This is a genomic window from Nonomuraea recticatena (genome assembly GCF_039533245.1).
Lineage (GTDB): Bacteria > Actinomycetota > Actinomycetes > Streptosporangiales > Streptosporangiaceae > Nonomuraea > Nonomuraea roseola.
Window position 1 is genome coordinate 198435 of sequence record NZ_BAAATE010000014.1, and the last position, 13585, is coordinate 212019.

The 13585-nt window shown below is 71.5% G+C and carries 15 protein-coding genes; 9 read left to right on the top strand and 6 right to left on the bottom strand.

Annotation, left to right across the window (positions count from 1 at the left end):
• Positions 1–15: 15 nt before the first annotated feature.
• Together ABFX50_RS26265 and ABFX50_RS26270 are read right to left on the bottom strand one after the other, a co-directional pair.
• Positions 16–681 (bottom strand): response regulator, encoded by a 666-nt coding sequence (locus tag ABFX50_RS26265; RefSeq protein WP_346150003.1) that lies wholly within the window; start codon positions 679–681, stop codon positions 16–18.
• Entirely contained in the window at positions 678–1916 is a 1239-nt protein-coding gene (locus ABFX50_RS26270) for a sensor histidine kinase (protein WP_346150004.1), read from the bottom strand. The genes ABFX50_RS26265 and ABFX50_RS26270 overlap by 4 nt, the downstream gene beginning before the upstream one ends.
• 272 nt (positions 1917–2188) lie before the next feature.
• On the opposite strand from ABFX50_RS26270, the gene ABFX50_RS26275 reads away from it, so the two are divergent.
• The 4 genes from ABFX50_RS26275 (at position 2189) to ABFX50_RS26290 (ending at position 5655) form a co-directional block, all read left to right on the top strand.
• Positions 2189–2827: a maleylpyruvate isomerase family mycothiol-dependent enzyme gene (locus ABFX50_RS26275; protein WP_346150005.1), complete on the top strand. Its 639-nt coding sequence runs from the start codon at positions 2189–2191 to the stop codon at positions 2825–2827.
• 111 nt (positions 2828–2938) lie between these two features.
• A complete protein-coding gene (locus ABFX50_RS26280; RefSeq protein WP_346150006.1) occupies positions 2939–3835 on the top strand; it encodes a metalloregulator ArsR/SmtB family transcription factor in 897 nt (298 codons plus the stop codon).
• Positions 3832–4431, top strand: coding sequence for a dihydrofolate reductase family protein (locus ABFX50_RS26285; RefSeq protein WP_346150007.1), 600 nt, complete (start codon positions 3832–3834; stop codon positions 4429–4431). Before ABFX50_RS26280 ends, ABFX50_RS26285 begins: the two co-directional genes overlap by 4 nt.
• A 237-nt stretch (positions 4432–4668) precedes the next feature.
• Positions 4669–5655 carry an aldo/keto reductase gene (locus tag ABFX50_RS26290; protein ID WP_346150008.1) on the top strand — a complete coding sequence of 329 codons (987 nt, stop codon included), beginning with the start codon at positions 4669–4671 and terminating at the stop codon, positions 5653–5655.
• A gap of 170 nt (positions 5656–5825) precedes the next feature.
• On the opposite strand, the gene ABFX50_RS26295 is transcribed toward ABFX50_RS26290, so the two are convergent.
• Positions 5826–6401 carry a TetR/AcrR family transcriptional regulator gene (locus ABFX50_RS26295; RefSeq protein ID WP_346150009.1) on the bottom strand — a complete coding sequence of 192 codons (576 nt, stop codon included), beginning with the start codon at positions 6399–6401 and terminating at the stop codon, positions 5826–5828.
• Positions 6398–6721 (bottom strand): DMT family transporter, encoded by a 324-nt coding sequence (locus ABFX50_RS26300; RefSeq protein ID WP_346150010.1) that lies wholly within the window; start codon positions 6719–6721, stop codon positions 6398–6400. Before ABFX50_RS26300 ends, ABFX50_RS26295 begins: the two co-directional genes overlap by 4 nt.
• Before the next feature lie 94 nt (positions 6722–6815).
• Between ABFX50_RS26300 and ABFX50_RS26305 the strand changes: the two genes are divergently transcribed.
• From ABFX50_RS26305 to ABFX50_RS26315, 3 genes are all read left to right on the top strand, one after another.
• Positions 6816–7781, top strand: coding sequence for a radical SAM protein (locus ABFX50_RS26305; RefSeq protein ID WP_346150011.1), 966 nt, complete (start codon positions 6816–6818; stop codon positions 7779–7781).
• A gap of 264 nt (positions 7782–8045) precedes the next feature.
• Positions 8046–8648, top strand: coding sequence for a DUF5994 family protein (locus tag ABFX50_RS26310; protein ID WP_346150012.1), 603 nt, complete (start codon positions 8046–8048; stop codon positions 8646–8648).
• Positions 8649–8703: 55 nt separating this feature from the next.
• Positions 8704–9027: an STAS domain-containing protein gene (locus tag ABFX50_RS26315; protein WP_346150013.1), complete on the top strand. Its 324-nt coding sequence runs from the start codon at positions 8704–8706 to the stop codon at positions 9025–9027.
• A 95-nt stretch (positions 9028–9122) separates the two neighbouring features.
• Here ABFX50_RS26315 and clpX read toward each other — a convergent pair whose 3' ends face one another.
• Positions 9123–10370 carry an ATP-dependent Clp protease ATP-binding subunit ClpX gene (gene clpX, locus ABFX50_RS26320; protein WP_346150014.1) on the bottom strand — a complete coding sequence of 416 codons (1248 nt, stop codon included), beginning with the start codon at positions 10368–10370 and terminating at the stop codon, positions 9123–9125.
• A gap of 5 nt (positions 10371–10375) precedes the next feature.
• On the bottom strand, positions 10376–11575 hold the full coding sequence (locus ABFX50_RS26325) for a cytochrome P450 family protein (protein WP_346150015.1): 1200 nt from the start codon (positions 11573–11575) through the stop codon (positions 10376–10378).
• Positions 11576–11674: 99 nt separating this feature from the next.
• On the opposite strand from ABFX50_RS26325, the gene ABFX50_RS26330 reads away from it, so the two are divergent.
• Together ABFX50_RS26330 and ABFX50_RS26335 are read left to right on the top strand one after the other, a co-directional pair.
• Positions 11675–12793 (top strand): TetR/AcrR family transcriptional regulator, encoded by a 1119-nt coding sequence (locus ABFX50_RS26330; RefSeq protein ID WP_346150016.1) that lies wholly within the window; start codon positions 11675–11677, stop codon positions 12791–12793.
• Between the two features lie 22 nt (positions 12794–12815).
• Positions 12816–13529, top strand: a complete 714-nt coding sequence (locus tag ABFX50_RS26335) for a phytanoyl-CoA dioxygenase family protein (protein ID WP_346150017.1) — start codon at positions 12816–12818, stop codon at positions 13527–13529.
• Positions 13530–13585: the final 56 nt, after the last annotated feature.

Genomic DNA, 13585 nt, shown 5'->3' on the forward strand with positions numbered 1-13585 from the left:
GCGGAGCATCAGGCTCTACCTGCCGGGGGTGACTAGGCCGGCTTCGTAGGCCAGCGCCACCGCCTGTGCGCGGCTGGAGAGGTTGAGTTTCGTCATGGCGCGGTTGAGGTGGGTCTTGACGGTGGCGGCGCTGACGCACAGGCGGCTGGCGATCTCGGTGTTGGACAGCGCGTGCCCGACCAGCTTGAGCACCTCGGCCTCGCGGGCCGTGAGGGCGCCCAGCTCGGGCGAGGGCGGAGCGGCGGCCGGGGTGGGGCGGCGGGTGTAGGCCTCGATCAGGCGGCGTGTGACGCTGGGGGCGAAGAGCATGTCGCCGGAGGCGACGGTGCGGATGGCGGCGATGAGCCGTTCGGGCGGGGTGTCCTTGAGGAGGAACCCCGACGCCCCTACGCGTAAGGCGCTGTAGACGTACTCGTCGAGGTCGAAGGTGGTCAGGATGAGCACCAGGGGCCGGTGGTCGTGCTCCGCGGCGAGGATGCGCTCGGTCGCCGTGACGCCGTTCATCCCGGGCATCCTGATGTCCATGAGGATCACGTCGGGGCGGGTGGCCGCCGCCATGCCGACGGACTCCTCGCCGCTCGCCGCCTCTCCCACGACGTCCAGGTCGGGTACGGCGCGGATGAGCGCCGCCAGGCCCGCACGGATGAGAATCTGATCGTCGACGACGAGTACCTTGATCATGCGTTCGGCTCACCGGGCGGGTCGGAGGGCTGATGGACAATGCCGGGGGGCGGCATGGGCAGGGTGACCACGACCTCGAATCCGCCTGACGGCTTTACTCCGGCCGTGACCGTTCCCTTGTAGAGCTTGACGCGTTCGCGCATGCCGATCAAGCCGTGACCGTCTCCCTGCGAGGTGGGCGCCGCTCCGACGCCGTCGTCGGCGACGCGTAGCTCGAGCTCGCGCCCATAGGTGAGCGAGACCCACGCGCTCGCCTGGCCCGCGTGTTTCAGCACGTTGGTGAGGCACTCCTGAACGACCCTGTACGCGCACAGATCGATCCCGGACGGCAGCGGGCGCACGGAACCGGTGATCGACACATGGACCGGCACGCCCGCCGAGCGCACCCGTTCCACCAGTTGGTCGAGCCGTTGCAGGCCGGGGACCGAGTCGTAGCCGTCCCCCTCGTCGTCGGCGTCGATGCGCAGGACGGACAGCAGCCGCCTCATCTCGCCCATGACCTCGCTGCCGGTGTCGGCGATGGTGGAGAGCGCGCCACGCGCCGTCGCAGGGTCGGAGCCGAAGACGTACCGGGCCAGCCCCGCCTGGATCACGATGACGGACATGTGGTGGGCGACCACGTCGTGCAGCTCGCGAGCGATGCGCACCCGTTCCTCGGTGACGGCGCGCCGCGCCCTGTCCTCCTGCTCCTGGCGCAGCCGTTCCGTGAGGTGGGCCAGCTGCTTGTTGCGCTCGACCAGCAGCCGGGTGCTGTTGCCGAACGTCCAGGCGACCGCGACCATGACGCTCACCTGCACGAGGTTCGGCCAGAGGTACTCGCCAGGACCGAGGAACGACGCGTGCCACCAGGAGGCCGCCACGGGCAGCCCCCACAGGAGCGACACCGCCGGGCGTCGCCGGCTGGCCACGGTGTAGAGCGCCAGCAGCGGTGCCACCTCGTTGAGCCTGGAGTCGTAGCCCGCCGCGTGAAAGACGACCGCCGCAGCGCACGAGATCGCCAGCACGGCGAGCGGCGCCCTCCGCCGCCATGCCAGCACGAGGTTGGTCAGGAGCGTCAACCCCACGCCGACGGCGTCCAGGGGGCGCTGCGCATAGCCCAGATCGCCGGAGTCCGTGGCGAACGCGAATCCGAACCCCAGGGTGGTGCCGGCGGCCACCACGCTGAATGTCAGGTCGACGACGAAAGGATCGATCTCGGCGAGCCGTCTGAGGGACGGCAGCACCCTTGCGCGCATCAGCGCATGTTAGCCGCGATCCTCTCCGTCCCTCATCGGCCGCATGGCTACCTGCCGCTACGACTCGGGCGGTATGCGCCGCGCGCCGTACTGCGCAGGTTTACCTCCGCGCGTCCGCGCGGCCCTGGAGAGGCGATGCAGGTACGGCATCGCGGCCCGTGACAGGCGTCCATGCAGGGACCTCCTGCCGGCTCTTTCAACTGAACTTTTGAGTACAGAAGCAACTTTCCTGTACAGTACAGTTCAGTTGATCTCCTCAGCGAAAGGCAGCCATGAACGAGACCTGGGCCGTGGTCCACGCCGAACGCGAGGCACTGATCCGAGATCTGGAGACCGTCCCACCGGAGCGGTGGACCACACCGTCCCTGTGCCCCGGCTGGGACGTGCACGACGTCGTGGCCCATCTCGCCGATGACGCCAAGACCACCCGCCTGAGCTTCCTTCTCCGTCTTGCCGCCGCCCGCTTCGACTTCGACCGTTACAACAACGCGGGAGTCGCCCGGGAGCGCGCCGGCGAACCCCGACGCACGCTCGCCTCGTTCCGCGCGGCGAGCCGGAGGACCACCGGGGCTCCTGCGCCGCAAGCCACCCGGCTGGTCGAAGCGTTCGTGCACGGGGAAGACATCCGCCGCCCGCTCGGCCTCAGCAGGGACTATCCGGTCCAGCACGTCGCCGCCGCGCTGCGTTACCAGCTCGGCGCGGGGGTGGCGCTCGGCGGAGGCAAGGAACGAGCGCGTGGACTGCGCCTGATGGCGAGCGACACGGCTGTCGACGTCGGCGAAGGCCCTGAGGTGCGCGGCACCGCCCTGGCACTGCTGCTGGCGGTGTCCGGGAGGCCCGTCGGCCCAGACGAGCTGACCGGCCCCGGCGTCCCCGCACTGACACGAGACGGAGGACTCCACCACGGGTGACACCCCAGGAGCGGCACGCTCACCCCTCGACCGGATGCGGGCTCGACCGAAGCTGACCTTCCTCTACATATTCGTTGACACGAATATTCTCCATGGTGAATACTTCACTTCATGGACGCACTCCTCACCGCACTGGCCGACCCGGCCCGCTGGCGGCTCGTCTGCCTGTTGGCCGAGCGGCCCCGCCCGGTCGGCGTCCTCGCCCAGCTCGCCGAGGCGCGCCAGCCGCAGACGACCAAGCATCTGCAGGCCCTTGAGCGCGCCGGCGTCGTCACCTCCCAGCGCACCGGCCAGCGCCGCATCTACGCGCTCCAGCCCGGTCCGCTGCGGGAGTTGGCGGCGGCGCTCAGCCGGCTCGCCGACACCGCCGACCAGGCCGGTGGCCCGCGCGAGACCTACGACCGCTACGGGCTGAGCCTGCGCGCAGAGCGGCTCGCCGCGCAGGAGCAGGGGTGGGCCGACAGCCGCTCGTTCAGATTCCGCCGGTCACTGACGGGACCCCCGGAGCTGGTCTGGCGTCACCTGACCGAGGCCGCCCTGCTGGCCCGATGGTGGACGCCCGACGATCTGCGCGTCTCCGAGCTCCTCTTCGAGGCGCGGCCGGGTGGGCGGATCGTCCACGAGTACCGCGATGCCGAGGACGCCGACGGCTCCGACCTGGTCGCCGGGCGCGCGCATGGAGTCGTCGACGACGTACGCCCCGGTGAGCGCCTCTCCTACCGGCTCTCCCCGCTGCTTCCCGACGGCAGCCTCGCCTTCACCGCCCACGTCGACCTCGGCCTCCGGCCCACCGACACCGGCACGGACCTCGACGTCCACTGGCGGATCACCGACAGCACCGTCGACTCCGCGGACTTCATCGCGGGCATCGAGATCGGCTTCGGCCAGAGCCTCGACAAGCTCGCGGCGACCCTCGCCGCGAGCCCGCACGACACCGACACCACCGGGCACGTCAGCACCGAGCACGTGAGCACCGGGCACGACACCGACACAAGGAGCACGACATGACCAACCCGACCGGCCGCAGGGTGACCGCGAACCTGAGCCTCACCCTCGACGGGCGTTACAACGGTCCCGGCGGGCCCAGCGACTTCGGGGCGTTCGCCCCGTATGTGACCACGGAGGTCGCGCGCGACCACATGACCCGCATCTGGGAGGGCGCGACGACGGCACTGCTCGGCCGGCTCAACGCCGAGGGATTCATGGGGTACTGGCCGTCGGTCGCCGACGACGAGAACGCCGATCCGCGTGATCGCGGGTACGCGAAGTGGCTGGTCGACACGGAGAAGGTGGTCCTCTCGACCACCTTGACCCAAGCGCCGTGGGAACGCACCCGCGTGGTGAACGCCCCCGCCACGGACGTCGTCACCGAACTCAAGTCCGCCGGTGAGGGCGACATCCTCGTCAACTGCAGCGCGAGCATCATCAAGCCGCTGCTGTCGGCGGACCTGCTCGACCGGCTGTACCTCATGATCTTCCCCGAGATCGCCGGGGGCGGGCAGCGCCTGTTCGACGACGGCCTGCCGGCCACGAAGTGGACACTCTCTCACCAGCACACCGGCGAGCTGGGCGAAATGGCCATGGTCTACGACCGAGTCCGCTGACCACCCCGTACCGCTCCGAGTTCCCTCGGCCCTCCTGGTGCAGGCAACCCGGCAGCTCGTAAGACTCACCTGCGGCTACTCGCGGGCGGCAGACCCTCGATCCGAGCCGCGTTCTTGGGCGATGCGGTTCTGCACCTGCTCCCATTCGATGGGCAGTTGCTCGGCGGTTGACTTGGAGCGCGCTCGAAGCCCTAGCGTCCCTGGGCAGAAGACGGTTCCGAGCCAGGAGGCAGCAGCATGAACAACGTCCCCACCCGGTACCTGGGCGAACTGGCGGTCTCCGCGCAGGGCCTGGGGTGCATGGGCATGAGCCACGGCTACGGTGCCACGGACGACGCGCAGTCGATCGCGACCCTGCGGCACGCCCTCGACCTCGGGGTGACCTTTCTCGACACCGCCGACTTCTACGGCGCCGGGCACAACGAGGAGTTGATCGGACGGGCCGTCGCAGGGCGCCGCGACGAGGTGGTGCTGGCCACGAAGTTCGGCTTCGCCAACCGTCTGGGCGAACCCACCAGGGTCCGCGGTGACGCCGCCTATGTGCGGCAGGCTTGCGAGGCGTCGCTGCGCCGGCTCGGGGTCGACCACATCGATCTGTACTACCAGCACCGGGTCGATCCGCAGGTGCCGATCGAGGAGACCGTCGGCGCCATGGCCGAGCTGGTGCGGGAGGGGAAGGTCCGTCACCTCGGGCTGTCCGAGGCCGGGGCGCCGACCATCCGGCGGGCGCACGCGGTGCATCCGATCGCCGCGCTGCAGAGCGAGTGGTCGCTGTGGACCCGCGACCTGGAGGCGGAGATCGCCCCGGTCTGCCGTGAGCTCGGCATCGGGCTGGTCCCCTTCTCCCCGCTCGGGCGCGGCTTCCTGACCGGCCGCTACAACTCGGTCGAGGGGCTGGAGGAGAGCGACGTACGGCGCAGCCAGCCGCGTTTCGCCGACGGCAACCTCGAACGGAATCTGGCGATCGTCGCGAAGCTGAACGAGCTGGCCGCGGCGAAGGGGGTCACCGCCGGCCAGCTCGCCCTGGCCTGGATGCAGTACCGGGGCGAGGACGTGGTGCCGATCCCCGGCACCCGGCGGCGGCAGTACCTGGAGGAGAACCTCGCGGCCCTGGACGTCGAGCTGTCCGGCGAGGACCTCGCCGCCATCGAGGCCGCCGCCCCGCCCGACCAGGTCGCGGGCACCCGGTACGACGCGACCAGCCTCTCCTTCGTGAATGGCTGAGCCCACGAACCGGGAACGGTTCCGGTGATGGGTGGCATACGCGGATGATGAACGAGCTGAACGCTGCTCACCCTGAGTGCCTGCCTGCAGCGGCGCCGGCCGCCTCGACGAGGCGGCGGCCGGCGCCCACACTCCCCGGCTGAGGCGCCTCCCACGCCGCCGTAGGCGGCTCAATCCCCGGAGGCGCTCGTCGTGCCCTGAGTGTCAGGGCGAGGGGGTACGGCGCGCAGGGCCAGGGCGAGCAGGGCGCGGGCGTCGGCGACGGGACGCTGTTCCACGACGTGCTCCAGCCACTGCGCCGTGACCGTCGTGTAGATCAGCCGCGCGGTGGGGTCGTGGGCGGGCAGGCCGAGCGCGTCGGCGACGATGGCGACGCATCCGTCGGTCCAGCGCCTGGCGAGTTGCTGGAGGGCGGGATCGCGCCCGGCGTGCACGTACAGCTCCCACAGGGCCAGCTGACGCCCACGGTCGGCGTCGGCGACCTCGTCGATGATCTGCTCCAGGCCGTGGTCGGCCACCCATGCGCGGGTGGCGGCCAGTTCGCTGTCCACCAGGCAGGCGAAGGCCTCGGCCAGCAGGTGATCGCGCGAGGTGAAGTAGTAGGTGGTGGCCGCCAGCGGCAGCTGCGCGCGCTGGGCGACCGCGCGGTGGGTGACGGCCGCGAAGCCGCCCTCGGTGAGCAGGTCGACGGCGGCCGCCAGTAGGGCGGCCCTGCGGCGCAGGCCGCGCGGCTGGGTGGCGGTCAATGCCCGCCCGCCAGGTTGAGCACGACCACACCGCCGACGATGAGCAGGATGCCGGCGACCTTCACCAGAGTGAGGCTCTCGCCGAGGAACAGCGCGCCGATGAGGGCGATGGCCGCGGTGCCCACGCCCGACCAGACGGCGTAGGCGGTGCCGACGTCCATGTGGAGCTTGAGCACCTGCGCCAGCAGCACGAAGGAGGCGACGTAGCCGACGGCCACCACGACGCTCCAGCCCAGGTGGGAGAAGCCGTTGCTGAGTTTGAGCGCCGAGGTCGCCACGACCTCGGTCGCGATGGCGCCGAACAGCAGGAGCCAGGCCATAGGGGACCCTTTCACGAAAAAGTGGTACGCACGTGCCACTTTAGCGGAGCCGGAATCCCGGATCCGCTTGAAACCGCTGTCGAATGCGTGTTCTATGTGGGGTGTGGGTTGGGACGCGCTTTCGCTCGTGGACGTCGCCGACGAGCGCCCGGCGATCGAGCGCCGCGCGCTCGCCCGCGGAGCGTTCTACGAGACGCAGGCTCGCACGATGATCGAGAAGGTGCCCGCGACCGCGGGCATCACCGAACGCTGGGCCGTCAGCCCCTACAGAGGGTGTGCGCACGCCTGCAGAGGGTGCGGCGCCAGGCGCCCGCATCGGGGTCTCGGTCTCGACGCAGGGCGCGACTTCGACACCCGCATCGTGGTCAAGGCCAACGCCGCGCCGCGCCTGCGCGCCGAGCTGACGCGCTGGCAGGGCGAGCCTGTCGCGATCGGCGTGGGCGGCGACTGCTACCAGGAGGCCGAGCTCACCTACCACCTGATGCCGCCACTGATCGCCGCGCTGGCCGAGGCCGGTGTGCCCTTCACCGTCTACACCAAGAGCCCTCTGGTGCTGCGCGACGCGGCCCTGCTGCGGTCCGCGGGGGCGCGGGTGGCGGTCTCGATCGCCTTCGTCGACGAGCAGATCCGCCGCGCGGTCGAGCCCGGCGCGCCGACCGCGCAGCGCCGCCTGGAGCTGGTGGCGGCCCTCGCCGAGGCGGGCGTGGAGTGCAGGGTGCTGATGGCGCCGGTGCTGCCGCTGCTGAGCGACGCCGCCGACCAACTGGCCGCCACCGTACGGCGCATCGCCGCCGCGGGGGCCACGGGGGTGGAGCCGGTGGTGCTGCGCCTGCCGCACGGCACCCGGCAGTGGTACCTCACCTGGCTGGAACAGGCACATCCTGCGCTGGTCGAACGCTATGCGGAGCTGTATGACAAGGCGGGCATGCCTGCGCCCGGCTACGAGTCACGCATCACCGGTCAGATCGCCCAGCTGGCCCAGGCGTACGGCATGAGCTGCGGCCCCGCCCCCTCCCCCGCGCCCCGCCCACCGCAGGCCGACCAGCTCGCCCTCGTCTGACCCGCAACACCTGACCCACCCCCGCTCCCCCGGCTCGGCGTGCCCGGGGTGGTTGGCCTGCCCCCAGCGTGCCGTCCGGCGGCTGGTCGAGCGGTTCCGCGCCTGCTGAAGGAGTCAATCCGGACGGGGCCAGGACCAGCCGGATCGGCGTGCGAGAGGTAGACTGGAGATACCGAGGACATTTCGTGCGTTGGCATTCAGGTTGGCGTCGCCCGCGGCGATCCACCGCATGCGGCCCCTCAGCAGGGGCCCGGACGGGCGACCATGACGCCGAAACTCCTTACCCAGTCTCCGCCGGACGTCGCCGACTCCGCGCTCCGCCTGAGCCTGAACCCCGCCATGAAGCGGCAGGGCACCGTCGACGGTGCCTGGTGGCCGCACTCGCGTGACGCCGCCGCCGAGCTGCCCGCGCTCATCTCCGCCGTCGACGAGCGGTTCGACAAGACCACGCTGCGCGTCGGCGTGCACAGGGACGCCTGGAACGACCTTCCCCGCCGGGTGCCCGCGCCCGGCCGCCAGGTCAAGGTCGGCTGGTTCCTCAGCACCGATCCCCTGCTGATCACACTGATCCTGTCCGGCGTGGAGCCCGTGACGTTGCTCGTCATCCCGCCGGAGACCGGGGAGGGTCCCGCCGAGGCCGCGCTCACCCTCGCCGCCCAGGACACGGACGGCATGTGGCCCTCCGAGCTCCTCACCATCGCTCACCTGCCCGCACAGAACGCGCCATCAGACACACGGTCGGCGCCAGACACACGGCCGGACTCAGACACACAACTGGACGAGGAAGAGGGCCCAGCCGGCTGGGAGAACGAGGGCGGGCACCTGACCGCTGTCCGCCTCGCAGCAGCACCGGTCGCGCGAACGTGATCGCCCGCTGCTCACCCGGCGCCCCTTCGTCCTGCCCTCCCGATCGGAGAAACCCATGACCGCCACCGCCGTCGCCCCTCCAGGAAGGGCCGGCCCTTCGGCTCCCACCACCGTCCGCCTGTCCGGCGAGATCGACATCTTCACCAGCAAGGCGCTGCGCCTGCGCCTGCTCAGCGCACTGCGCTACAGCACGAACGTGCTGGTCCTGGACCTGTCAGAGGTGACGTTCTGCGACGCCACCGGCCTTGCCGTCCTGGTCGGCATCCATCACCGCGCCCGCGCGCAGGGCGTCACCCTGATGCTGACGGGGGCCAGGCCGTACATGACCAGGCTGTTGCACGTCACCGGTCTGGAGCGCAGCCTGCCGACGATGGCGTGAGCGCCCCTGCGCGAGACCGGCAGCCCGCGGCGGGCCGCGACGGACAGCGGCGCGCCCACGGGGGCGGCGGCGATGAGGCCGATCACGACGACGCGTCAGGCGGATCGGTCGCGGCGCTCGCGTGAGAGCTGCTCGCGCGGCACCAGGGTCGGGTTGACGTGCTCGAGGACGGTGTCGCGGGTGACCAGCACCTTGCCCACCTCTTCCAGGCTCGGCACCTCGAACATCACGTTGAGCAGGACCTCCTCCACCACCGCCCTGGCCGCCCTGGCGCCGGTACGGCGCAGCAGCGCCTGCTCGGCCAGCGCCTCGATCGCACCAGGGGTGAACTCCAGCTCCACGCCGTCGAGCTCGAACAGGCGCTGGTACTGCTTGACCAGCGCGTTGCGCGGCTCGGTGAGGATGCGCCGCAGCGCCGTCGCGTCCATGGGCTGGAGGGTCGTCACCACCGGCAGCCTGCCGACGAACTCTGGGATCAACCCGAAGCTCAGCAGGTCAGAGGGCATGACGTCGGCGAGGCTGTCGCGCGGCCCGATGCGCGGCGCCGCGTTGAAGCCCGAGCCGTGATCGCCTGCCCGCCGGTCGATGATCTGCTCGAGGCCGGCGAAGGCGCCGCCGACGATGAACAGCACGTTGGTGGTGTCGATCTGGATGAAGTCCTGCTGCGGGTGCTTGCGGCCGCCCTGGGGCGGCACGGAGGCGACGCTGCCCTCCAGCATCTTCAGCAGCGCCTGCTGGACGCCCTCGCCCGAGACGTCGCGCGTGGTCGACGGGTTCTCGCTCCTGCGGCCGACCTTGTCGATCTCGTCGATGTAGACGATGCCGCGCTCGGCCTTGGCGACGTCGTCGTCGGCGGCCCGCAGGAGCTTGAGCAGGATGTTCTCGACGTCCTCGCCGACGTAGCCGGCCTCGGTGAGGGCGGTGGCGTCGGCGATGGCGAAGGGGACGTCGAGCAGGCGGGCCAGGGTCTGGACGAGGTAGGTCTTGCCGCTGCCGGTGGGGCCGATGAGCAGGATGTTGGACTTGCCGAGCTCGACGGGGTCGTGGCCTGAGGGGGTGGCGTTGATGCGCTTGTAGTGGTTGTAGACGGCCACCGAGAGGGTCATCTTGGCGGCGTCCTGCCCGATGACGTACTGGTCGAGGAAGTCGTGGATCTCGCGCGGCCTGGGCAGCGGAGCGCGCTCGCCGGCTTCGGGCGGCAGGTCTTCGGCGATGAGCTCGTTGCACAGCTCGACGCATTCGTCGCAGATGCAGATGCGGCCGGGTCCTGCGATGAGCTTTTTGACCTGCTGCTGGTTCTTGCCGCAGAAGGTGCAGGTCAGCGGGTTGGCGATGCGAGCCACCGCGGTCAGAGGGTGACCGGCAGCGTGAACAGCCGCCAGGTGCCGGGGTCGGGGACGCGCCGCGCCTCGTGCGGCGCGGCGGCCAGGGCCAGGCCGGGATAGCGGCGCAGCAGCGCGGTCAGGGCGACCTCGGTCTGGACGCGGGCCAGGGAGGCGCCGAGGCAGAAGTGCGGGCCGTGGGCGAAGCCGAGGTGGGGCGCGGTGCCGGCGGGCCTGCCCAGATCGAGAGTCTCGGGGTCGGTGAAGGCCCGAGGATCGCGGTTGGCCCCGGCGATGGAGGCGCTGACGGCCTCGCCCTTGTGGACGAGGGTGCCGAACAGCTCGACGTCCTCGCGGGCGTAGCGGGGAATCGACAGCAGCATGGGGCCGCACCAGCGCATGAGCTCTTCCACCGCGCGGGGCATGAGTTCCGGCTCCGCGCGCAGCCTGGCCAGGTGGTCAGGGTGGGACAGCAGCACGTGGACGGCGTTGGCGATGAGGTTGATCGGGGTCTGCCCGGCCAGGACGAGGTTCCAGACCATGGTGACCATCTCGGTGTCGCTGAGCCTGCCGCCGTCGTCGTCCTGGGCCCTGATGAGGTCGGTGAGCAGGTCGTCGCCGGGTTCGGCCCGCCTGCGCGCGATGGCGGCCCTGGCTCCCTCCAGGACGGCGGGGATGGCCTCGCCGAATCTCTGTCCCGAGCCGGCGGCCACGGCGGCGCCGTACTCGCGCCAGCGGGGGCGGTCGGCGTCGGGGACGCCGACCAGCTCGCAGATGACGTCGATCGGCAGGGGGGCCGCGAAGTGCGCCATCAGGTCGACGGCGCCGTCGTCGACCTGATGGCGGGGCAGGTCGTCGAGGAGCGCCTCGACGAGGGGTTCGAGGCGTGGCCTGAAGTCGGCGGCGCGCCTGGCGGTGAAGGCGGGGGCGACGAGCCTGCGCAGGCGCAGGTGCTCCGGTGCCGCCATCTCGGTCATGGTCCTCATGTACGGCAGGCAGTCCTCGGGGATGCCGGGCGGCGGGGTGAAACTGCCGGAGGTGATCTCGAAGCGGGGGTCGTTGAGCATGGCCCTGGCGTCGTCGTAGCGGGTCAGCACCCACAGGGAGAAGCCGGGGGCGCTGACACGGGCCAGCGGTCCCTGCTCACGGGCGCGGCCGTAGGCGGTGAAGGGATCCGCGACGACGTCGGGGCTGGTGAGGTCGATCTCGGGGACACCGCTGATCATGAGGGCCTCCACGGGGTGGATGTTAGGAACAGATGATGATGTCATCTGGATGGTCACGGTATCTTGGATCCGCGAAGGACGGCAACGCGAAGGAGGGCGATGGAGCGGCTCAGCAGGGCGCAGACGCAACAGCTCAACCGGGCCAGGGTGCTGAGGGCGGCCAGGCAGGAGTTCGCCGAACGCGGTTTTCGCGAGGCCAAGGTCGACGGCATCGCCGAGCGCGCGGGGCTGACCCGCGGCGCGGTCTACTCCAACTTCCCCGGCAAGCGGGCCCTGTACTTCGCCGTCCTGGCCGAGCTCGCCGAGCAGGCCCCCGAGTCGCAACGGCCCGAGCAGGACATGCGGCCCGGCCAGGCGCTGGGCGCCTTCGCCCGCGCCTGGGTCGCCAGGCTCCCGCTCACCACCGACGACCGGCACGGCAGCACCGGGCTCGGCATGGATCTGCTGGCCGAGGTGATCGCCGACGAGCGCACCAGGCTGCCGTTCGCGCAGCTGCTGAAGCTGCAGGCGATCCTGCTGGGGCTGGCCATGGAGCGGGTGGGCTCGCCGCGGACGCCGCCCGCCCGCCTGGTGGGCGTCGCCGAGGCGGCGCTGACCACTCTGTACGGCGCCGCGCAGCTGGCCGCCGCCGCGCCCGGCTTCGTCGAGCCGTTCAACGTCGTCAGCGCCTGCGAACGCCTGGCCGGCCTCGAGCTGCAGGACACCTGGCCGCCCCCGCACCTGCCGTGGGCTCCGCAGCCGCGCCCCGCCGACGAGCCGTGGTCACCTCCCCAGGCCGCCGAGGCGCTGCGCGGCGAGCCCGCGCCCCTCGAGCAGGACGGCGTGCTGGCCGTCCTCGGGGTGCACCGGCTGGAGGCCGTCGAGGAGGCGGTGCCGGCCGCGCCGCAGGGCGCGCCGGTGACCCTCGCCATGGTCACCGGCGACCCAGGGGAGCTCGCGCCGCTGGCCAGGCTCGTCCTGGCCGAGCTGCGGCACTGCCTGCGCCAGTCCTTCGCGCCGCGGGACTGGCCGCGCCTGCGGGTGGTCTTCGACGACGGCGGCGAGCTGGCGACGGCGACGGGGCTGAGCGCCGTCAGCGACGGCACCGAGGCCGCGATCGCCGTCAGGGCCGCCCGCGTGGTGGCCAGGGCCGACGGTCGCGGAGCCTGCCACGCCGCCGCGGAAGCCCTGCACGAGGAGGACTTCGCAGGCCGCTCCTTCGCCCCGAAAAACGATTGACCCGGTTGCTAGCGTGACCTGCATGGCAATCAGCGAGGATTTCGTCGCCAACGGCTTCGTCAAGATCCGGGCCGCCTCCGACGAGGTCGGGCTGGCCGCCCAGGCGCTGCTGTGGAAGCAGATCGGGCTCACGCCCGACGACCCGTCAGGGTGGACCGAGCCCGTCCGATGGGCCGCCGACCTGACGGGCGAGGGGCCGTTCGGCCAGATCATCCACTCGCCCGAGCTGGCGCGGGCGCTGGACGAGGTGTGCGGGCTGGGCGGCTGGCGCAGGAGCGGCAGCTGCGGCAACATCCCCATCCGCTTCCCCAAGGTGCCCCCTGCCGACGACAGGGGCTGGCACCTCGACCTGAACGTCATGCGCGAGGACGGCAGCTGGGCGGTCAGCGCCCGCTCGGCCACGCTGCTGATCCTCATCCTGTTCTCCGAGGTCGGCCCCGACGACGCGCCCACACGCATCAGGGTGGGCTCCCAGCGCGACTCGATCGCGGCCCTCGGCGAGGGCGTCCACGAGCACGTGGCGGCCAGCCGGTTGGTCGAGGCGGCCAGCGCGCACCGGCCGCTGGCCCACGCCACGGGCGCGCCGGGCGAGGTCTACCTGGTGCACCCGCTGACCGTGCACGCCGCCCAGGAGCACCTCGGCACCAGGCCGCGCTTCATGGCGCAGGCACCGGTCTTCCTGTCGGCGCCGCTCGACCCCTCGGCCGACACCCCGCTGGCCAGGGCCGTACGATGAGCGGCTCGGCGCCGGCAGCGCGGCGAGACTCCGCGCGCGGGTAGCCCGCACGCGCG

Excerpts from the sequence above, each read along its gene's own strand:
- ABFX50_RS26265 (WP_346150003.1), bottom strand. The coding sequence starts at position 681 with ATGATCAAGGTACTCGTCGTCGACGATCAGATTCTCATCCGTGCGGGC.
- ABFX50_RS26270 (WP_346150004.1), bottom strand. The coding sequence starts at position 1,916 with ATGCGCGCAAGGGTGCTGCCGTCCCTCAGACGGCTCGCCGAGATCGAT.
- ABFX50_RS26275 (WP_346150005.1), top strand. The coding sequence starts at position 2,189 with ATGAACGAGACCTGGGCCGTGGTCCACGCCGAACGCGAGGCACTGATC.
- ABFX50_RS26280 (WP_346150006.1), top strand. The coding sequence starts at position 2,939 with ATGGACGCACTCCTCACCGCACTGGCCGACCCGGCCCGCTGGCGGCTC.
- ABFX50_RS26285 (WP_346150007.1), top strand. The coding sequence starts at position 3,832 with ATGACCAACCCGACCGGCCGCAGGGTGACCGCGAACCTGAGCCTCACC.
- ABFX50_RS26290 (WP_346150008.1), top strand. The coding sequence starts at position 4,669 with ATGAACAACGTCCCCACCCGGTACCTGGGCGAACTGGCGGTCTCCGCG.
- ABFX50_RS26300 (WP_346150010.1), bottom strand. The coding sequence starts at position 6,721 with ATGGCCTGGCTCCTGCTGTTCGGCGCCATCGCGACCGAGGTCGTGGCG.
- ABFX50_RS26305 (WP_346150011.1), top strand. The coding sequence starts at position 6,816 with ATGTGGGGTGTGGGTTGGGACGCGCTTTCGCTCGTGGACGTCGCCGAC.
- ABFX50_RS26310 (WP_346150012.1), top strand. The coding sequence starts at position 8,046 with ATGACGCCGAAACTCCTTACCCAGTCTCCGCCGGACGTCGCCGACTCC.
- ABFX50_RS26315 (WP_346150013.1), top strand. The coding sequence starts at position 8,704 with ATGACCGCCACCGCCGTCGCCCCTCCAGGAAGGGCCGGCCCTTCGGCT.
- ABFX50_RS26325 (WP_346150015.1), bottom strand. The coding sequence starts at position 11,575 with ATGATCAGCGGTGTCCCCGAGATCGACCTCACCAGCCCCGACGTCGTC.
- ABFX50_RS26330 (WP_346150016.1), top strand. The coding sequence starts at position 11,675 with ATGGAGCGGCTCAGCAGGGCGCAGACGCAACAGCTCAACCGGGCCAGG.
- ABFX50_RS26335 (WP_346150017.1), top strand. The coding sequence starts at position 12,816 with ATGGCAATCAGCGAGGATTTCGTCGCCAACGGCTTCGTCAAGATCCGG.